Source organism: Deltaproteobacteria bacterium (assembly GCA_003696105.1).
Classification (GTDB): Bacteria; Myxococcota_A; Polyangia; order Haliangiales; family J016; genus J016.
In genome coordinates this window covers 1-17,536 of the sequence record RFGE01000051.1, presented here as the reverse complement: position 1 = coordinate 17,536, position 17,536 = coordinate 1, and the positions used below count along the sequence as shown (strand labels likewise).

At 72.1% G+C, this 17,536-nt stretch carries 14 protein-coding genes; 10 read left to right on the top strand and 4 right to left on the bottom strand.

Annotated elements, in window-relative coordinates:
* Nucleotides 1-69: 69 nt before the first annotated feature.
* Nucleotides 70-1,764 carry a long-chain fatty acid--CoA ligase gene (locus D6689_03190; GenBank protein RMH44132.1) on the top strand — a complete coding sequence of 565 codons (1,695 nt, stop codon included), beginning with the start codon at nucleotides 70-72 and terminating at the stop codon, nucleotides 1,762-1,764.
* Entirely contained in the window at nucleotides 1,581-2,894 is a 1,314-nt protein-coding gene (locus tag D6689_03185; GenBank protein RMH44131.1) for a hypothetical protein, read from the top strand. Before D6689_03190 ends, D6689_03185 begins: the two co-directional genes overlap by 184 nt.
* Here the strand turns inward: D6689_03185 and D6689_03180 are convergent.
* The gene (locus D6689_03180; GenBank protein ID RMH44130.1) at nucleotides 2,777-3,169 is read right to left on the bottom strand and encodes a hypothetical protein; all 393 of its coding nucleotides are present in this window, start codon (nucleotides 3,167-3,169) and stop codon (nucleotides 2,777-2,779) included. The two genes, D6689_03185 and D6689_03180, sit on opposite strands and share 118 nt — an antisense overlap.
* Nucleotides 3,170-3,319: 150 nt before the next feature.
* Between D6689_03180 and D6689_03175 the strand changes: the two genes are divergently transcribed.
* Complete coding sequence (locus D6689_03175; protein ID RMH44129.1) at nucleotides 3,320-4,141, top strand: hypothetical protein; 822 nt, start codon at nucleotides 3,320-3,322, stop codon at nucleotides 4,139-4,141.
* The gene (locus D6689_03170; GenBank protein RMH44128.1) at nucleotides 4,138-5,214 is read left to right on the top strand and encodes a hypothetical protein; all 1,077 of its coding nucleotides are present in this window, start codon (nucleotides 4,138-4,140) and stop codon (nucleotides 5,212-5,214) included. Before D6689_03175 ends, D6689_03170 begins: the two co-directional genes overlap by 4 nt.
* 12 nt (nucleotides 5,215-5,226) lie before the next feature.
* Here D6689_03170 and D6689_03165 read toward each other — a convergent pair whose 3' ends face one another.
* A complete protein-coding gene (locus D6689_03165; protein ID RMH44127.1) occupies nucleotides 5,227-6,045 on the bottom strand; it encodes a crotonase/enoyl-CoA hydratase family protein in 819 nt (272 codons plus the stop codon).
* A 162-nt stretch (nucleotides 6,046-6,207) separates the two neighbouring features.
* Here D6689_03165 and D6689_03160 point away from each other — a divergent pair, with 162 nt between their 5' ends.
* The 4 genes from D6689_03160 (at nucleotide 6,208) to D6689_03145 (ending at nucleotide 10,499) form a co-directional block, all read left to right on the top strand.
* Nucleotides 6,208-6,597 carry a hypothetical protein gene (locus D6689_03160; protein ID RMH44126.1) on the top strand — a complete coding sequence of 130 codons (390 nt, stop codon included), beginning with the start codon at nucleotides 6,208-6,210 and terminating at the stop codon, nucleotides 6,595-6,597.
* Between the two features lie 170 nt (nucleotides 6,598-6,767).
* On the top strand, nucleotides 6,768-7,202 hold the full coding sequence (locus D6689_03155) for a hypothetical protein (GenBank protein RMH44125.1): 435 nt from the start codon (nucleotides 6,768-6,770) through the stop codon (nucleotides 7,200-7,202).
* Complete coding sequence (locus tag D6689_03150; protein ID RMH44124.1) at nucleotides 7,202-8,494, top strand: ATP-dependent 6-phosphofructokinase; 1,293 nt, start codon at nucleotides 7,202-7,204, stop codon at nucleotides 8,492-8,494. Before D6689_03155 ends, D6689_03150 begins: the two co-directional genes overlap by 1 nt.
* Before the next feature lie 247 nt (nucleotides 8,495-8,741).
* Complete coding sequence (locus D6689_03145; protein ID RMH44123.1) at nucleotides 8,742-10,499, top strand: hypothetical protein; 1,758 nt, start codon at nucleotides 8,742-8,744, stop codon at nucleotides 10,497-10,499.
* 9 nt (nucleotides 10,500-10,508) lie between these two features.
* Here the strand turns inward: D6689_03145 and D6689_03140 are convergent, their stop codons facing one another.
* A complete protein-coding gene (locus D6689_03140; protein RMH44122.1) occupies nucleotides 10,509-13,172 on the bottom strand; it encodes an amino acid permease in 2,664 nt (887 codons plus the stop codon).
* Between D6689_03140 and D6689_03135 the strand changes: the two genes are divergently transcribed.
* Nucleotides 12,993-14,507, top strand: a complete 1,515-nt coding sequence (locus D6689_03135) for a GAF domain-containing protein (protein ID RMH44121.1) — start codon at nucleotides 12,993-12,995, stop codon at nucleotides 14,505-14,507. The two genes, D6689_03140 and D6689_03135, sit on opposite strands and share 180 nt — an antisense overlap.
* Nucleotides 14,508-14,531: 24 nt before the next feature.
* Here D6689_03135 and D6689_03130 read toward each other — a convergent pair whose 3' ends face one another.
* Nucleotides 14,532-16,394 carry a M61 family peptidase gene (locus D6689_03130; protein ID RMH44120.1) on the bottom strand — a complete coding sequence of 621 codons (1,863 nt, stop codon included), beginning with the start codon at nucleotides 16,392-16,394 and terminating at the stop codon, nucleotides 14,532-14,534.
* A gap of 97 nt (nucleotides 16,395-16,491) precedes the next feature.
* On the opposite strand from D6689_03130, the gene D6689_03125 reads away from it, so the two are divergent.
* Nucleotides 16,492-17,148, top strand: a complete 657-nt coding sequence (locus tag D6689_03125; GenBank protein RMH44119.1) for a hypothetical protein — start codon at nucleotides 16,492-16,494, stop codon at nucleotides 17,146-17,148.
* Nucleotides 17,149-17,536 lie beyond the last annotated feature (388 nt).

Here is a 17,536-nt window from a genome sequence, read left to right as displayed (position 1 = left end):
GGTGCTCGAGCCGTCGGGCGCGATGCTCACCGCGGCGATGCGCACGAAGGCCGCCACCGACAAGCTGCTGTGCGCGTGGTGGGGCGCGTGGGGCCTGCCGACCAAGGCGGACCAGGAGCGCGAGCTGCACAAGCTCAACCAGCTCGAGAGCCGGCTCCTCGACCTCGAGGAGAAGCTCGTCGAACTCGAGGAGCGCTAGCCGTGGACGTGTCGGCCTACCTCGAGCCGCGGCCGGCGCCTCGCGCGGTGTTCGACGCGGTGGGCGAGCGCGGCGATCGCGTGCGGTTCTACGCGCCGGAGCCGGTCACCTGGCGCCAGTTCGCGCGGCGCGTCGAGCAGCTCGGCGCGTTTTTGTGCGAGGTCGGCCTGGCTCCCGGCGATCGGGCGGCGATCCACGCGCACAACTCGGTGAACTGGGCCGCGGCGGCGCTCGCGATCCAGGCGGCGGGCGGCGTGATGGTCCCGATTTACCCGAACAACACGCCCGAGCAGGTCGACTACATCCTCGATCACAGCGACGCCGTGGTCGTGTTCCGCGAGCGCGAGATCGAGGTCCGCCCGGCGGGGCGCACGCTGGCGTGGGCCGAGGCGTTCGCGATGGGCGACGGCGACCCGGCGGCGCTGCACGCGCGCTGCGACGCGGTGACGCTCGACGACGGCGCCGTCATGCTGTACACGAGCGGAACGACCGGCCACCCCAAAGGCGTCCCGTTGACGCATCGCAACGTCGCGGTCAACGCCAGCGATTGGTTGCAGTGCAACGGTCCCGCCCTCCCCGACGACGGCGTCGACGTGCTGTGGTTGCCGATGAGTCACATCTTCGGCTTCGGCGAGATGTGCATCGGCAACACCCTCGGCTGGACGACGCACATGGTCGCGCCCGCCGATGCGCTCGACGCTCTGCCGCGCGTCCGGCCGAACGTGTTCTTCAGCGTGCCGGCCTACTGGGAGAAGCTCGCGCGCCGCGCCCAGGCCGACGCCGAACCGGAGGCGGCGCTGCAGCGGCTCACCGGCGGGCGGCTGCGGTTTTGCCTGTCGGGCGGCGCCGGACTCGAGCGCGACGTCAAGGAACTGTTTCTCCGCGCCGGGATCCTGATCATCGAGGGCTACGGCCTGACCGAAACCTCTCCGACGCTCACCCTCAACCGCCCGGACGACTACCGGTTCGACTCGGTCGGCAAGCCGCTGCCGTCCGTCGAATTGCGGCTGGCCGACGACGGCGAGATCCTCGCGCGCGGCCCCAACGTGTTCGCCGGCTACCACAAAGACCCGGAAGCCACCCGCGCGGCGTTCACCGAGGACGGCTGGTTCCGCACCGGCGATCTCGGCCGGTGGACCGACGACGGCTTCTTGCAGATCGTCGGCCGCAAGAAGGAAATCCTGGTGACCGCGGGCGGCAAGAACGTGCCGCCGGCCAACATCGAGATGCGGTTTGCCAACGAGCCGCTCGTCGATCACGTCGTCGTCTACGGCGACGGAAAGAAGTACCTGGTGGCGGGGATCTGGCCGAATCACGCGGCGATCGTCGAGGCGCTCGGGCCGTCGCCGTCGCCCGACAGCGTGCGCGGGTTGCTGCAGCGATGCGTCGACCGGGTCAACGCGGGGCTCGCGCGGTTCGAGACGATCAAGAAGTTCGCGATCATCGACGAGCCGCTCACCGTCGACGGCGGGCTGCTCACCGCGTCGCTCAAACTGAGACGCCGCGCCATCTACGACCGGTTCCGCGACCGGTTCGAGGCGCTGTACGCGGAGGACGCGACGTGAGGCGGCTGCGCAACTTGCTCACGCTGCACCGGCGCCGGCCGCGCGTGGCCGTCACGCCGTGCGACGCGGTGTTCCGCGAAAACAAGTGGCGGCTGCTGCGCTACCGCGCGCGCCCGGAGGGGCTCGCGTATCGGACCCCGATCCTGATGGTGCCGTCGCTGATCAACCGCCACTACGTACTCGACCTGGCGCCTGGCAAGAGCTTCGTCGAGTTCCTGGTCGGTCGCGGTCACGACGTGTTCATCGTCGACTGGGGCACGCCCGGTCCGGAGGACCGCTTCGTCACGTTCGGCGACATCTGCGGGCGCTACGTCGGCCGCGCCATCCGCCAGACCGCGCGCATCGCCGGCGTCGACCGCATCCACCTGCTCGGGTACTGCCTCGGCGGCACCATCACGACGATCCACATCGCGGTCTACCCCGAATACGTCGCCACCCACACCGCGCTCGCGACGCCGCTGCGGTTTGCGGACGCGGGCGTGCTCGCCGCGTGGACGCGCACGCGCACCTTCGATGTCGGGGCCGTGGTGGAGGCGTTCGGCAACGTGCCGTGGCCGCTGCTGCAGGCGAGCTTCCACATGGTCAAGCCGACTCTCGGGCTGTGGAAGGCCGTGCAGCTCGTCGACCGCGCGTGGGACGACGAGTTCCTCGACGGCTTCGTCGCCACCGAGCGGTGGGGCTCGGACAACGTGTCGTTTCCCGGCGCGGCGTACCGCGAGTACATCGAGGAGCTGTATCGCGGCGACGCGCTGGTCGAGGGGCGCTATCGCCTCGACGGGCAGCCGGTGCGGCTCGACGCGATCCGCACGCCGACGGCGGTGGTGACGTTCGAACACGACTACATCGTGCCGCGCGCGTGCGCCGAGGTGATGCTCGAGCGCATCCGGGCCGACGACGTGGTGCATATCCACCAAAACGGCGGCCACGTCGGCGCGGTGGTGTCCCGCAAGGCGGCGCACGGGCTGTGGCCGAAGTTGGCGGCGTTTTGGGCCGAGCGCGACGGCGCGGCGCGTCAGCGGCGCGCGGGCGCCGGCCGCCGCGCGCGCGGCGCGGGCGCCGCGGCGCCCGGCCCGCGGCCGCTGTCGCCCTCGATGAACGCGACCGCGTCGTCGCAGTCGAGCCGTTCGTAGTCGGCGAGCACGTCCGGATCGTCGAACGTCGCGCGGCACTCGGTCACGCACGCGGCGAACGTCGCGGTGTCGTCGGGCTCGCCCTTACAGCGCAGGTAGTGGGCGCACGCCCCCGGGCACGTGCCGGTCGGCTGCCGCGGCCGCGCCGGCGCGGGCGGCCGCGCGCAGCTTCCGACGGCGACGGCGGCGACCACCGCCACCGCGGCGGCCGCGGCGGCACCCGGCACGCGGGTGCGCCGGCGCCGGCGTTCCGGACCCGAGCGCGCGGTCGACACCGTCGATCAGCCTGCGGGATCGGCGGCGCGCGGTCAATCGCTCGACCGCACCGGGGAGACCGGTCCGCACACGATACGTTGCACCGGCGGCACCGCGACCTTCCCGATTGGGGGGTTGGCGTGGGCACCGGCCTTGCATCGACCCCGGGTATGCCGAAGATCGCGCCGACCGTGGCCGTGGTGGCGGCGTATCTCGCGGGGTGCACGGTCGGCGGCTCGCCCTCGGGGATGGCCGCCGACGCCGGCGCGACCGCGCCGGACGCCTTTGCGCCGGACGCCTTTGCGCCGGACGCGTCGTCGTTCGACGGCGGCCTCGCGCCGTGCGAGCCGATCGGCGGCGCGACCTACGCCACGTTGTCGACCGCGGGGCCGGTGTCCGATCGCCCCGCCTCCGAGCACCCGGACCTCAACATCAAACTGCGCGGTTGGTCCGCCACCGGTGGCGCGACGGGCCTGATCGATCTCGACGGCCCGACCGACCCGCGGGCGCCGCAGTTGGCGACCGTGTTCGCGGACGACCGCGTGCCCGCGTTCGCGGCCAACTACCGGGTCAACGACTGGGACTGGCAGGCCGGCGAGCCGGCCGGCCCGATCTCCGCGTGGGAGGTGACGATGGTTGCGATGGCAACGACGCCGGGCGAACTCATCGAGGTTCCGGTGTCGGGCTACGACATCGGCGACGGCTTTCAGGTGCGGGTGCTGTACGCGGACGACGACTCGATCACGCTCAAGTACACGCGGGAGGACAATGTCGTCTCCGGCTACGCGCTGCACGTCGTCGGCGTGTGCGTCGACCCGGCGCTGCGCGACCTGTACGCGACGAGCGACGCCGCCGGCCGCGCCGAGCTGCCCGCGCTGCGCGCCGATCAGGCGTTTGGCCGCGCGCGGTCGTCGCGACTGCTGGTCGCAATCCGCGACACCGGACAGTTCATGGACCCGCGGTCGCGCAAGGATTGGTGGCAGGGGCGATGACGCGACGGACCGGCTGGATCCTGGCCGCCGCGGCGTCGACGGTCGCCGCGTGCGCCGGCGCCATCGACGGGGCCGGTCCGAGCCCCGACGGGGCGGTCGCCGACGCGGCGGGCCCCGGCGGCGCCGACGCGACGCCGAGCGACTGCCCGGGCGTCGGCCCCGCATACGTCCACGGCGATCTGTGGGCGTTCTGGCACAACTACCGCGTCGCCTGCGACCGCCAGCACAAGTGGTTGTGGATCTGCGAACGGCGGTTCGGCGCCGGCAACTGCCCCGTCGAGGCGCAGCGGTTTGCGGACTGCTGGCAGGCGACCGGCGACTTTCCGCCGTCGACCTGGGACGGATCGACGCCGGCGCCGAGCTCGCCGAACTGGGGGGTGTGCCAGCCGCACCACTGGCCGGAGAAGAACGATCCGGTCCGCCGGCCCGGCAACCCCGTGCCGTGCGACACGACGCAAAACGACTACGACGTGCTGCGCACCGCCGATCCCCGCTACGGCGTGGACTGGTGGGTCGGCCAGACCAGCATGCGCCACTTCACGATCAAGGTGTTCGAGGCCGGCACCGACCCGCGCGCGAACAACGGCCAGGTCGACGGGATCACCGCGCTGAGCACGCATCCGGGAGACTACGCGGCGTTCATGGACGGGATCGACAACCACGGGCGCGGCTGCCTGCCGGCGCTCACCGGCGACGACACCGACCCGTATCCGGCGCAAAACTTCGGCGCGTTTGCGTGGGTCGAGGTGCCGGCCGATCGTCCGGTCACGCTGGCCGCATCGTGGATCGGGCCGATCGGCGACAACATCGGCACGACGTGCCTCAATCGCGACGTGTACGGGTTCCCGCCGAGTTTCGCGGTGCATTCCGTCGACGGCAAGCCGTGGCTCGTGTCGAGCCCGTGCTGGGACGTCATCGAGAACGTCCAGCTCGCGCCGGGCCGCCACTACGTGTGGGACCTGAACGGTTTCCGCGAGCTGCCGTCGTGCGCGGGGCCGCCCGAGTCGGTGCTGTCCGCCGTGCCGGAGCCCGAGCGCGGCGCGATGCGCGACGGCAGCTGCGCGGGGTTGTAACGGGGGCTGTCCCTACTCCTTCGATCCGTTGCGATCGGAAGGAAGTGCCTCCGCGTGCGCCGCGCCCTCGTCGTCGAAGCGGCCGTGCCGGCCGGCGCCGCCGGCGAACCGGCGCGCACCTTCGACCGCCTCCGCGAGCACGGCGCGCCCGCGCGCCAGCTCGGCGGCGAGCGCGCGGTCCAGCGGGAGCCCCGCTTGCTCGTAGGCGGACGCGCGGTCCGCGCGCAGGCACGCTTGCGGAAACCGCGCCAGCTCGCGCGCGAGCGCCTCGGCCGCCTGCCGGCACTGACCGTCGTCGACGACGCGGTGAACGAGGCCGATGGCCAGCGCTTCGTCCGCCGACACCGGGCGGCCGGTCAGAATGAGGTCGAGCGCCCGCGACAGGCCGATCAACCGGGGCAGGCGCACCGTGCCGCCGTCGATCAACGGCACGCCCCATCGCCGGCAGAACACGCCGAACACGGCGCTGCGCTCGGCCACGCGCAAATCGCACCACAGCGCCAGCTCCAGACCGCCGGCGACCGCGTGCCCGGACACCGCTGCAATCACCGGCTTGGACATCGCCATGCGCGTCGGCCCCATCGGCCCGTCGCCGTCGTCGGCGACGCGATTGCCGCGGCCGACGGCGATCGCCTTGAGGTCGGCGCCGGAGCAGAACGTTCCGCCGGCGCCCCACAGCACGGCGACGCGCGCGCCGTCGTCGGCGTCGAACGCGCGGAACGCGTCCGCGAGCGCCGCGGCCGTGTCGCGATCGACGGCGTTGCGTACGGCCGGTCGATCGAGGATGACGGTGGTGACGGGGCCATCGCGCTCGGTGCGCACCGCGGGCATGGGCCGGGTGTAGCACGGGGCCGCCAGCCCCCGATCGACCCGCGCACGCGGTGGGCGGCAGACCCCGCCTACACCCGCGCACACCGCGTCGTTCCGGGAGGTTGCGGAGGCGCGGATTGGATCGACGCATGCAAAACCGGGGACCCCGATCAGGAGGTCGATGTGGACGTATTCATCGATGTAATCGACCACCGCGGCCGATACGTGCCATCCCGCGACCCCGTGTGGTGCGACGCCGGTGTCGGCAAGGTCGTTCCGTTCGCGTGCCGCGTCGCCGCCCGCGCGGGGATCGCCGCCGGGACGAACGTCGCCGTCTACCACGTCGAGGAGTCGCGTTTTCTCGCATGGCCCGACTTTTCCGAGGCATGCGTACGCGACTTCGACACCGTCGTCGTCGTCGCCAGCGGCGACCCCGCGTTCGAGGACGGCCGCGTCATCGAGGGAACCTGGCTCGTGACGGACGGGATGGCGCGGCGCGCCTATCACGAGGCGCGCCGCCGGCTGCGCGCGTACGAAAACGGGCGGCGACTGCGCGCCGCAACCGCCACCTAGGCCACGCGGCACCCCGGGTCGGAGGTCTCCGAAACCGGATGGGGCGTCGCTCCGCGACCGGGTCGCGGAGGTGGGCGCCGCGTTCGCGCCCTGCCCCGGTGTCGCGGGCCTTTCGCGAGCTGCACCAAAAGGAGGGAACCCGGGACCGCGGGGTCGGGCATACTGACGGTGTGGACGGCGACGACGCAGGGCGCACGCCGGCGGCCGACGGGTGCGTCGCCGATCGCCCGCTCGCGTGCGGCATCTGCGGGCGGATCCTCGCGGTTGGCGACGAAGTGCACTGCAACGATGGCTACGACCGGGTGTACGGCGAGTTCGTGCTCGGCGCGGTCGACGGGTTGCACGAGGACAACTGGCCCGCGGCGCACCGCGTGTGCGCGGTCGCGGCCGGCGCGCCCGCCGGTGCGGCGGCCGTCCCGCGGGCGGTCGCGCTTCGGCCCGGCGCTGGCCGTCGCGGTCGCGCGGTCGCCGCGGTCGCGCTGGCGATCGTCGGAACGAGCGCGGCGATTGCGGTGAGCGCGGGTCCGGCGGCCGCGGTCGCGGCCGCGGCGATCGGGACCGGGCTCGCCGTCATGGCCTGGGGCTTCGCGGCGCGCCGGTCGTGATGCGCGGCGCATCGCCGCGTTGCCGTTGGCAACGGTCGCGCCGCCGCCGGCGCTCGCAACCGGGCGCAACCGCGGCGAGTCGACTGGGCGCGGTTCCTGCAAAACGCGCTCTTTCGGCCATGTGGCGATCGAGTATGCTCCCCGCAGTGGAACGCAGCGAGCCGGGTATGCGCGGCGGCGGCGGCGCGACCCGCCGCATGGCGATCCTCACCAGCGGCGGCGATGCGCCGGGCATGAACGCCGCGATTCGCGCGGCGACGTTGCTGGCGCTGGCGGAAGGTTGGGAGGTCTTCGGCGTATCGCACGGCTTCCGCGGCCTCGTCGACGGCCGCTTCGCGCCGCTGTCACCGGCGGATGTCGGACCGATCGTTCGCCGCGGCGGCACGATCCTCGGGTCGGCGCGCTGCAAGGCGTTCTTCGACCGCGCCGCGCGCGATCAGGCGCGCGCGCGCCTGGCCGACGCGGGCATCGAGGCGGTGCTGGTGATCGGCGGCAACGGCTCGCTCGCGGGCGCCAACGCGCTCGCCGACCCGCGCGAGGCGGGACCCAGCGGCGTTCGCGTCATGGGCGTACCCGCATCGATCGACAACGACATCGGCTTCACCGGCACGTGCATCGGCGTCGACACCGCGATGAACACGATCGTCGAGGCGTGCGACAAGATTTCGGACACCGCCGACGCTCACGACCGCACCTTCCTCGTCGAGGTGATGGGGCGCCACAGCGGCTACCTGGCCATGACGTCGGCGATCGCCGCCGGCGCCGACGCCGTGTTGTTTCCCGAGGCGGACAAGTCCGAGGACGACATCGTCGAGATGGTGGTGCGGACGGTGCGCAAGGTGCGCGCGCGCGTCGGCCGCACGCGCCGGGTCGTCGTCGTCAAGGCCGAGGGCGTTCCGGTCCCGGTCGCGCGGCTCAAGGAGCGCGTGGATGCGCGGCTGCGCGAGGAGTTCGACACCGACCCCGAGACCTCCGAGACGCGGGTGACGATTCTCGGCCACGTCGTGCGCGGCGGGCGGCCGAGCGCGTTCGATCGCCTGCTGGGCAGCCGGCTGGCGCACGTCGCGACCCGCGCGCTGCTCGACGGCCACACGCGCCGGATGGCCGCGTGGGTGCCGCCGGTCGCACCGCCGTCGGAGGTCGCGATCAAGAGCCCGGTCGACCCCTACTGCTGGCTGGTCGAACTCGGCGCGGTGCTCGTCGAGACCGACCGGCTCAACGCGCGCACCAGCCCGCTCGTCGAGTGGCGCACGCGCGTGTTCGACCAGCTCGAGAGCGTCCTGTCGAGCTGAGCGCGACCGGACCAACGACCCCGGCGTCACCGAACTTGGGTGCGCGCGGCGCCCCGTCGCGCCGGCGCCCGGCGCGACCCGGTGTCGGGGAAATTCGGGACGTTCCCGTCGGGGACACGCGCCCACATGGCGACTACAGTAGCCACCCTGTCGGCGTTCGTGACAGGCCGCACTCACCAGTTTGGGGCGACTTGGCGCTGGCCCGCAGCTTGCTTGGGATCGGCGCCGACTTCGCCCGCCGGAGGAGATGGGGATGGATATGCAACGAATTGCGCGCAGCTTTGGTTTCGCCGCGCTCGCCGCGCTCGCCGCGTGTGCCGTCGCGGGCGAGGAGACGCACCGCGCCGACGAAAACCCGGGCGCAAAGGTGGACGCGGGCTCGACCGGAGGCGGCGCCGACGCAGTTCCCGCGGTGGAAACCGACTGCGACGATGGCCTCGACAACGACTTCGACGGCCGGTTCGACTGCGTCGACAGCGATTGCGACGGGGTCGGCCGATGCGAGTCGCCGGCCGAACGCACGTGCGACGACGGCATCGACAACGACGACAACGGCGTGGCCGACTGCCGCGATCCGTCGTGTGATGGCGTCGGAACCTGCGAGTTCACCGCGGAGCGCACATGCGACGACGGCATCGACAACGACGGCGACGGCGACATTGACTGCCTCGACTTCAACTGCGCCGGCGTAGCCGGGTGCGAGTACGCGGCCGAGCGGACGTGCGGAGACGGGATCGACAACGACGTCGACGGCGCGACGGACTGCGACGACTCCGACTGCGCCGACCGCCCGGCCTGCCTGGCGGCCGACTGCCCGGCCGGCTCGATGTCGCTGTCGGTGGCTGCGACCGACACGCCGGTGACCGTGCCGGACCTCGACACGGGAGAGAGCCACGTTCAGGTCGATGTGGAAGGACTCGTGCTGCGCGCGATGGTCGCGACGACGATCACTCACAGCTTCCCGTCCGATCTGACGATCTCGTTGACCGCGCCGAGCGGGACGGTCACGCTCGCCGACGGCCGCGGCAGCTATTCGTCCGACGCATACCGCGACACGCTGTTTGCCGACGATGCCGCGACCTCCATCGCCGAGGCCTCGCCCCCGTTTACCGGCGCGTTCCGTCCCGAACAGCCGCTGGCGACGGTCGTCGGCGCCCCCGCCAAGGGCACGTGGACGCTGTCGGCCACCGACACCGTGTCCGTCGGCGGCGGGTCGATCGACAGCTTCGAACTGTACCTGTGCTATTGCCCGGAGCCGTGCGGTCCCGAGCCGGCGTGTGACGACGGGACCGACGACGACGGCGACGGCGCCGCGGACTGTCTCGATCCGGGTTGCAACGGCACGGCCGGCTGCGAGTTCGCCAGCGAAAAGACGTGTGACGACGGCATCGACAACGACGCCGACGGCATCGCGGACTGCGAGGACCCCGACTGCGACGGCAAGGCCACGTGCGAGTTCGGGCGCGAGCGCACGTGTGGTGACGGGGTCGACAACGACCTCGACGGAAAGGTCGACTGCGACGACAGCGACTGCGCCGCGGCGGCCGCCTGCCTCGCGACGTGCCCGTCGGGCACCACGAAGGTCATCTACGCCGCGACGGATCTGCCGAAGGACGTCGAGGACGAAAAGTCGGTCTCCAGCAAGATCGACGTGCCCGATACCGGCACCGTCGCGTCGGTCACGGTGCAAATCTCCGTGACCCACACCTACGACGCCGATCTCGACATCTTCCTGATCTCGCCGGCCGGGACCAACGTCGAGCTGTCGACGGACAACGGCGGCGGCGGCGACAACTACACCGACACCGTGTTCGTCGACGGTGCACCGACGTCGATCACCGACGGAGTCGCGCCGTTTACCGGACCGTTCGCTCCCGAGCAGCCGCTGTCGACCGTCGCCGGCGAAGCGGCCCAGGGCACGTGGACGCTAAGGGTGGCCGACGACGCCCAGCCCGACACCGGCGCGTTCACGAACTTTCAGCTGCAGCTGTGCATTCAGCCGTAGGCCGCGCGGTCACCGCGGTTTGCGGATCGGGCTCGCGCGGACGACGTCGCGGAGCGATTCGACGACGTCGTCGCGCAGCGGCTCGAGCAGGTCGAACGGCCCGCGCCGCCGGCGACTGAGGAAGATCGCGGCGCACGGCGCGTGGCGCGCGACGCGACGGGCGAACGGTCCGAGTCGCACGCCCCGTCGCGTTCGCGGCAGGCCGAGCACCATCAGGTCGAAGTCGGCCGCCCGTTCGAGCACCGCCGCCGCGCCGTCGTCGGCCCGCACGATCTCGATCCGCGCGCCGCGGACCTTGAGTTCGGCCAGGCGGGCGATCTCGTCGCGGGCCCGCTCGGCGTCCGCGTCCGACGCCGACGCCGGCAACACCGTGACGAACGTGAACGTGCGGCGACCGCCGCGCGTCAGTGTGCCGAGCAGCCGCGCGCGCACCTCGTGTTGATCGCCGCGGCCGCCGACCGGGACGAGCACCCGCTCGGCCGAGCGGAGCGTCCATCCGGCCGGCGCGCGCACAAGCGCGACGTCGGCGTCCACGGAGTCGATCAGGTGGACGAGCGCCGGCTCGCCGGCGTCGTCCGACAGGTCCCCGAGGCCGAGCACGACCGCGCCGCAGCCGTGTTCGCGCGCGACCCGCCGGATCTCGGCGAACGGGTCGGCGGCCGCGGTGATCAGCGCCTCGGGGCGATGCCCCCGCGTGAACGACTGCCGGAGCGCGTCGTCGATCGCGTGCAGGGTGTGCTCGAGTTGGGGCGGTACACCCGGGGACGCCGCGTCGTCGTCGGCGACCGGTACGATGCTGAGCAGAAGCACGCGCCCCACACGTCGCGCGGCCAGCGCATTCGCCACCGACACGAGCGCCGTAGCGTGCGACGGATTGGCCATCGGCGCGAGCACCAGCGGCGCCTCCCCGCGCAGCCGCATCAGCGCCGGGTCGGCGGCTTCGACCGCGGCGTCGCCGATCTCGGCCTGGCGCGCGAACAGCGACCAGTACAGCATCACGCCGAGACCGAGCCAGATGAGCGCGATGCCGCCCGCATCCGGGACGGCGGCGGCTTGAAACAGGGCCAGCGCCGCGCACGCGCCGCCGCCGACGGCCGGGATGGTGGGAAACCAGGGCGTGCGGTACGGCGCCGCGGTGGTCCCGCCACGCCGGCGCGCGAGGAACACGGTGAGGTGCGCGAGCGCGAACGACACCAAAAAGATCAAGCTCGACGCGGAGCCGGCGGCCGCCAGATCCGGCACCATGAACACGATCGCTACGAGCGTGAGCGTCGACGCGAAGATGGCCATCACCGGCGTGCGCCGTTGTTTGTGGAGGTCGCCGAGCATCGCCGGCAGGGTGCGGTCGCGCGCCATCGACAGCGCGACGCGAGATGCGGCGAGCAGGTTGGCGTGCAGGGCGGACAGCGTGGACAAGATGGCCGCGACGATCACCAGCCAGTAGCCGACCGGGCCCATGAATCGCTCCGCGGCGAGCGGAATCACGCCCTCGGGTTGTGCGGCCGCGAGCCGCGCGATCGATTCGCCCCGTTCCACGCCGACGGACGCGACGAGCAGCAACAGCGGCAGGTAGATCGCGAGCGCGCAGCCGAGCGACAGGAACATCGCCCGCGGAATCGTGCGGCCCGGGTCGCGCACCTCGCCGCCGATCGCCGCGACGAGGTCGAAGCCCTGCAGCGCGATGAACGTAAACCCCATCGCCATCAGCAGCCCCGGCATGCCGTGCGGCACGAACGGCCGCAAGTTGTCCAGGCTGGTCGTCGGATCCTGGCGCACGAGCGCGACGAGTCCGGCGACGATGAGCACAGCGAACACGAACACCTTTCCGACCGTGGCGTACTGGCCGCCGCCGGTCGCGCGTTTGACGAGCGTGTACGCGTACGCGACGGCCGCGCCCGAGGCGAGCAGCAGTGCGAGCCTGCGGCCCGCGAGCCATGCCGGCGGTTGGCCCGCGAACCACGCCCACACCTTCTGCGCCGCGAGTGCCGCAAAGGATGCGAAGCCGAGCGCGTACAGGACCCCGGCCACGATGTAGGCGAACCACAGGATCCAACCGACGGCGAACGCCGCGCGGACCGACAGCACCTTCTTGGCAAAGGTGTAGGCGCCGCCGTTTTCGGGAAATGCCGTGGCGATCTCGGCGAAGCTCATCGCCGTGAGGAACGCGACCGCGCCGTTGACCGCGAACGCGATGGCCGCCGCCGGCCCTGCCGCGGCGAACGCAACGCCTGCGAGCACGAATACGCCGCCGCCCACGATGGCGCCGACACCGACGCCGGTGGCGGCCCACAACCCGAGCGATCTCGCTCGTTCCGCGTCGTCCGGTGCAGGCTGAACGGCGTCGTTCACTCGCGCCCCGCGAGTGTAACGCGGCGCGGATGGATTGAAAACGACTGGCGCAGCTACCGGCCCCCGGTCGATCCGCGCGGGTTGCCGGCGGCGCCCGCGCTGGTATCCTTGCCGCGCGTGACGGTCGACGCCGACACTCGCCTGATGCAGGCGCGCGCGCTGCTCCACATAGCGCGTGCGGTATCGCGCCATCTCGAACGCGACCGCGTATTCTCGGCGATCGCGACGGCCGTCGGCGAGTTCGTGCCGCACGACAAGATGGCGCTGATGATGCCCAACCCGGACGGCGAGGGGAACGTGCTCTACGCGCTGCACGGTCCGCACGACCCGGATCGGATCTACGAGGGCCGCGTCTATCCCTCCGGCGACCACAGCGTGGTCGACGCGTTGATCGCCGACCCGCGACCGCGCGTGATCGGCACGCGCGACGACCTCGGCCCGTTCACCGTCGCGCGCACGGCGTTCGAGGAAGTCGGCGTCCACTCCGCGATCTTGCTGCCACTGGTCGCACGAGGCCGCGGGATCGGCGTGTTCTGTCTGATGTCGGACCGCCCCCACGCCTTTGCCGACACCGACCTCGAGCCGCTCGTCGACATCGCCGATGCGATCGCGATCGCGCTGTTCAACTCGATGCAGTTCGAAGAAAACGCGCGACTGCGCGCGCAACTGGCCGCCGAAAACGCGGTCCTCAGGGATGTCGTACGCGGTGACACCGCGCGTTGGGAACTCATCGGAGACAGCCCGGCGATGCAGCGGGTGCGGGCGTTGGTCGATCAGGTGGCGCCGACGGACACGACCGTGCTCGTCACCGGCGAGACCGGCACCGGCAAGGAGCGGGTCGCGACGCGCGTGTGGGCCCGCAGTCGCCGCGCGGGCCGCGTGTTCGTCAAGGTCAACTGCGCTGCGCTGTCTGCGGGGCTCGTCGAAAGTGAATTGTTCGGCCACGAAAAGGGCGCGTTCACCGGCGCGCACGCCGACCGCGCCGGACGATTCGAAGTCGCCGACGGCGGCACGATCTTTCTCGACGAGGTCGGCGAACTCCCGCTCGAGACGCAGGCGAAACTGCTGCGCGTCCTGCAGTCCGGCGAGTTCGAGCGCATCGGCAGCAGCCGCACGCGCACGACCGACGCCCGCATCGTCGCGGCCACGAACCGCGACCTCGAGCAGCTGGTCGCCGACGGACGCTTTCGCGCCGATTTGTACTATCGGCTGAACGTGTTTCCGATCGCGGTGCCGCCGCTGCGCGAGCATCCCGAGGACATCCCGGCGCTGGTGGATCACATTCTCGCGCGCGTGGCGCGCAGCCTGGGCCGGCCGTTCGACGGCGTCGCACCGGGGGCTGTCGACCGGCTCATGCGGTACGACTGGCCGGGGAACGTTCGCGAGCTGCAAAACGTGATCGAGCGGGCCGCCATCGTGTCGCGCGGTCCCGTGCTGCAGATCGACGACCTCGGCGGCCAGGCGTCGGCGCCGCGGCTGCGCGTGGCGGCGGGGCAAACCCTCGTCGAGGTGGAGCGCGCCTACATCATGCAGGTGCTCGAAGAATGCGGCTGGACCGTGGCGGGGGAACGCGGCGCCGCCGCGCGCCTCGGGCTCAACCCGAACACGCTGCGGTCGCGCATGCAGAAGCTCGGGATTCGGCGGCCGGAGCGCGCGTAGGGGACGCCGCCGCGGCCGCCGCGATCAGTCGCGCAGCCAGTCCCTGAGCCGCGCGCGTTGCGCTGCCGAGGCCCGCTTGGCGACGCGCAGCTTCCACGATGCGCGCGGCCGCTGGCCGAGCGTGACCGGGACGCGGACGAGAACGCCCCGGCGCGCGACGAGCACCGTCACCTCGTCGCCCGGGCGGTAGCGCCGCAGGCGGTCGTCGAGGTCGCGCACGCGGTAGTCGTCGATCGCGATCACCTCGTCGCCGGCGCTGAGCCCGGCGTTCCACGCCGGTGTGCCGCGCAACACGCGGGCGATCGTGATGCGCGGGCCGGAGGACACCTCGGCGCCGAGCCACGCGGGGACCTCCTTGGCCGGCGCGGGATCAGCCGGCGTCCATTCGAGGCCGAAGTAGGCGAGCGCCGGCGCGTAGTCGAGTTCCTCCGTGCCATCGACGTACTTGCGGTAGAAGTCGGCCAGCGACCCGCCCGCGACCTGCTCGGCGACCGCCCGGAACTCGTCCGGCGTGTAGCCGCGTGCGCCCGAAAACCGCGCGTAGGCGGCGCGCAACACGTCGTCGAGGCTGCGGCGACCGGCCGTGCGGCGGCGGATCTCGGCGTCGAGCAAGAACCCGACCACGGCGCCCTTTTCGTAGTAGCTCACCGTGGTGTTCGGTGAGTTCTCGTCCGGCCGGTAGTACTTGATCCAGGCGTCGAACGACGCTTCGGACAGCGGCTGCACCGCGCGGCCGGGCCGCGTTTGCACCGCTTCGATCTGGCGCGACAGGGCCGCGAGGTATTCATCGCGCGTCATCAGGCCGGCTCGCGCGACCAGCAGGTCGTCGTAGTAGGACGTGAGGCCTTCGGCAATCCACAGGCTTCGCGTGTAGCGCTCGGACTCGTAGTCGAACGGGCCGAGTTCGGCGGGGCGCAGCCGCTTGACGTTCCACGTGTGGAAGAACTCGTGACTCGCCAGCCCGAGCCAGCGAAGGTAGTCGGAGCGCGAGCGCGTCATCCACCGGTTTGCCATCATCAACGTCGATTGCTTGTGTTCGAGGCCGCCTCGGCCTTCGCCGATGACGTTGATGAACGTGTAGCGATCGTACGGGACGACCCCCCAGAACTCGGCCTGCTCCGCGACGAGGCGCGCGAGGTCTGCGGCCGACCGCGGTCCGTCCCACACGTTGCGTTCGCCAAAGTTGGCCAGCGCGTGCGGCACGGCGAGACCCGTGTCCAGCGAGCGCACCGCCGGGTTGCCGAGCACGATCGGCGCGTCGACCAGCGCGTCGTAGTCGGCCGCGCGAAACCGGCGCGCGCCGCCCGCCGGATGCGGCGGCAGCGCGGTGACCGCGTCCGACCAGTCCGCCGGCAGCTCGAGGGTCACGTCGTGCGGGCGGTCGAGCCGATCCGCGACCGTGATGAACGTCGGCGCGCCGTTGACGACCGCGATGTCGCCGTCGACGAAGTTCGTGCGCACGGTCATCTCGTTGGCGTAGACGCGGTAGCGCACGCCGATGCGGTCGACGCCGGCGCACGCCACCCGCCAGCGGTTCTTCGCGCGCTTGTCCACCGGCAGCGGCGAGCCGTCCGGGCCGGCCGCGCGCAGGTCCTCCACATGGCGCGAATATTCGCGAATCAGATAGCTGCCCGGCGTCCAGGTCGCCATCATGAGGTCCACGGTGTCGGCGCCCTCGGTCGGCGCCGACATCGCGACGTCGATGTAGTGGGTCGCGCGATCGTCGAACCGCAGCGTGTACTCGATCGCCGGGCCGGCCGGATCGCGGGCGACCACCGGCTCGATCCGCGCCGGCCGTTCGTCGGCGTCGCCGCGCCGCCAGTCCACGCGCCCGTCACACGCGCACGCGGCCACGGCCGCGGCCAGCCACAGGATCCGTCGCACCATGGCGCGCCATGTTAGCGCCGTCGGCCGCCGTCGGCCGCCCGGCGGGACGTCCACTTCGGTACGACGCGGGGCATCGACGCCGGCGCGGCGGCTGCGGGTGCGGTTTTTTCGGCCGCGCGGCCGGCGCCGGCGCTACGATCGCGGGGTGCGGGCGCGGCTCACGGCGTTGGCGCTGGCGACCGCCGCGGCGGTGGGCGCCGGCGGCTGCGACCGCCAGTGGCACGTGCGCGCCGTGCAGCCGCGGCTTCTGCTCGGCGTCGATCCGGTCGCCCGTTCGTCTACGGAGCAGGCGATCCTGCTGTCGGACATGTACCTGCCGCCGGGGTTGCGGCTGCCGAACAGCGCGCAGATCGTGCTCGTCACGCGCGATCGGCTGCGGGCGCGCGTGCGGCTCATCCACCGGTGGAAGGACATGACCGACCTGAACCGGTGGAAGGCGTGGCTCGAGGACGATCGCGGTCGCCGCCTGTACCCGACCGCGGTCGAGCCGCGGGAGGCTGGCCACATCCATACGCTCGTCATTCCCGAGCGCGACGGGTTCAACCACGATACCGGCTTCGTCTACCGCGTGCCGGTGAACCTGTACGACGGCGGCGGCGACTATGTGTTCTATGCGCCCGGATTCTATCGCCCCGACCTGCGCCGGCTCACCCTCGTGCTCGAGCGCAGCGGCTATCGCTTCCGCTACACGTGGCAGTTTTACGCCGACGCGGACGCCGAGCCGCCCGAGGTCGCGGACCTCGTCGCGCCGTAGCCGCCGGCGAGGCGAGCGAGCGCGCGCCGGCAACCGCCCGCGTCGCGGTACACGGCCCCACGATCCGCGCGCCATGGCTGCGCGGCCGTGCGCCAGCTGCGCGGCGCGCGCGGTTACCGGTCTTCGACGACGAGCTGAAGCCCCTCGCCGTCCAGGCGCAGGTCGAGCGTGCGCCCTTGCTGCATGTGCCATCCCACGAAGCGATCGAGGTCGCGCAAGGTGTGGACTTCGACCTCGCGCTCCCGTCCGTCCGGCCACGTTACTCGTACGCGCATGCTTGATGATCGAGACGCCGCGCACGCGGTGGCAAGTTTTCGGCGCGCCCGCGCGCTGCCGCCGCGCGAGGCGAACGCGCAAGCGGGCTGTTGCGTATAGGCGCGCCAGCGAG

Excerpts from the sequence above, each read along its gene's own strand:
- D6689_03185 (RMH44131.1), top strand. The coding sequence starts at position 1,581 with ATGCGTCGACCGGGTCAACGCGGGGCTCGCGCGGTTCGAGACGATCAA.
- D6689_03175 (RMH44129.1), top strand. The coding sequence starts at position 3,320 with ATGCCGAAGATCGCGCCGACCGTGGCCGTGGTGGCGGCGTATCTCGCG.
- D6689_03170 (RMH44128.1), top strand. The coding sequence starts at position 4,138 with ATGACGCGACGGACCGGCTGGATCCTGGCCGCCGCGGCGTCGACGGTC.
- D6689_03165 (RMH44127.1), bottom strand. The coding sequence starts at position 6,045 with ATGCCCGCGGTGCGCACCGAGCGCGATGGCCCCGTCACCACCGTCATC.
- D6689_03150 (RMH44124.1), top strand. The coding sequence starts at position 7,202 with ATGCGCGGCGCATCGCCGCGTTGCCGTTGGCAACGGTCGCGCCGCCGC.
- D6689_03145 (RMH44123.1), top strand. The coding sequence starts at position 8,742 with ATGGGGATGGATATGCAACGAATTGCGCGCAGCTTTGGTTTCGCCGCG.
- D6689_03135 (RMH44121.1), top strand. The coding sequence starts at position 12,993 with ATGCAGGCGCGCGCGCTGCTCCACATAGCGCGTGCGGTATCGCGCCAT.
- D6689_03130 (RMH44120.1), bottom strand. The coding sequence starts at position 16,394 with ATGGTGCGACGGATCCTGTGGCTGGCCGCGGCCGTGGCCGCGTGCGCG.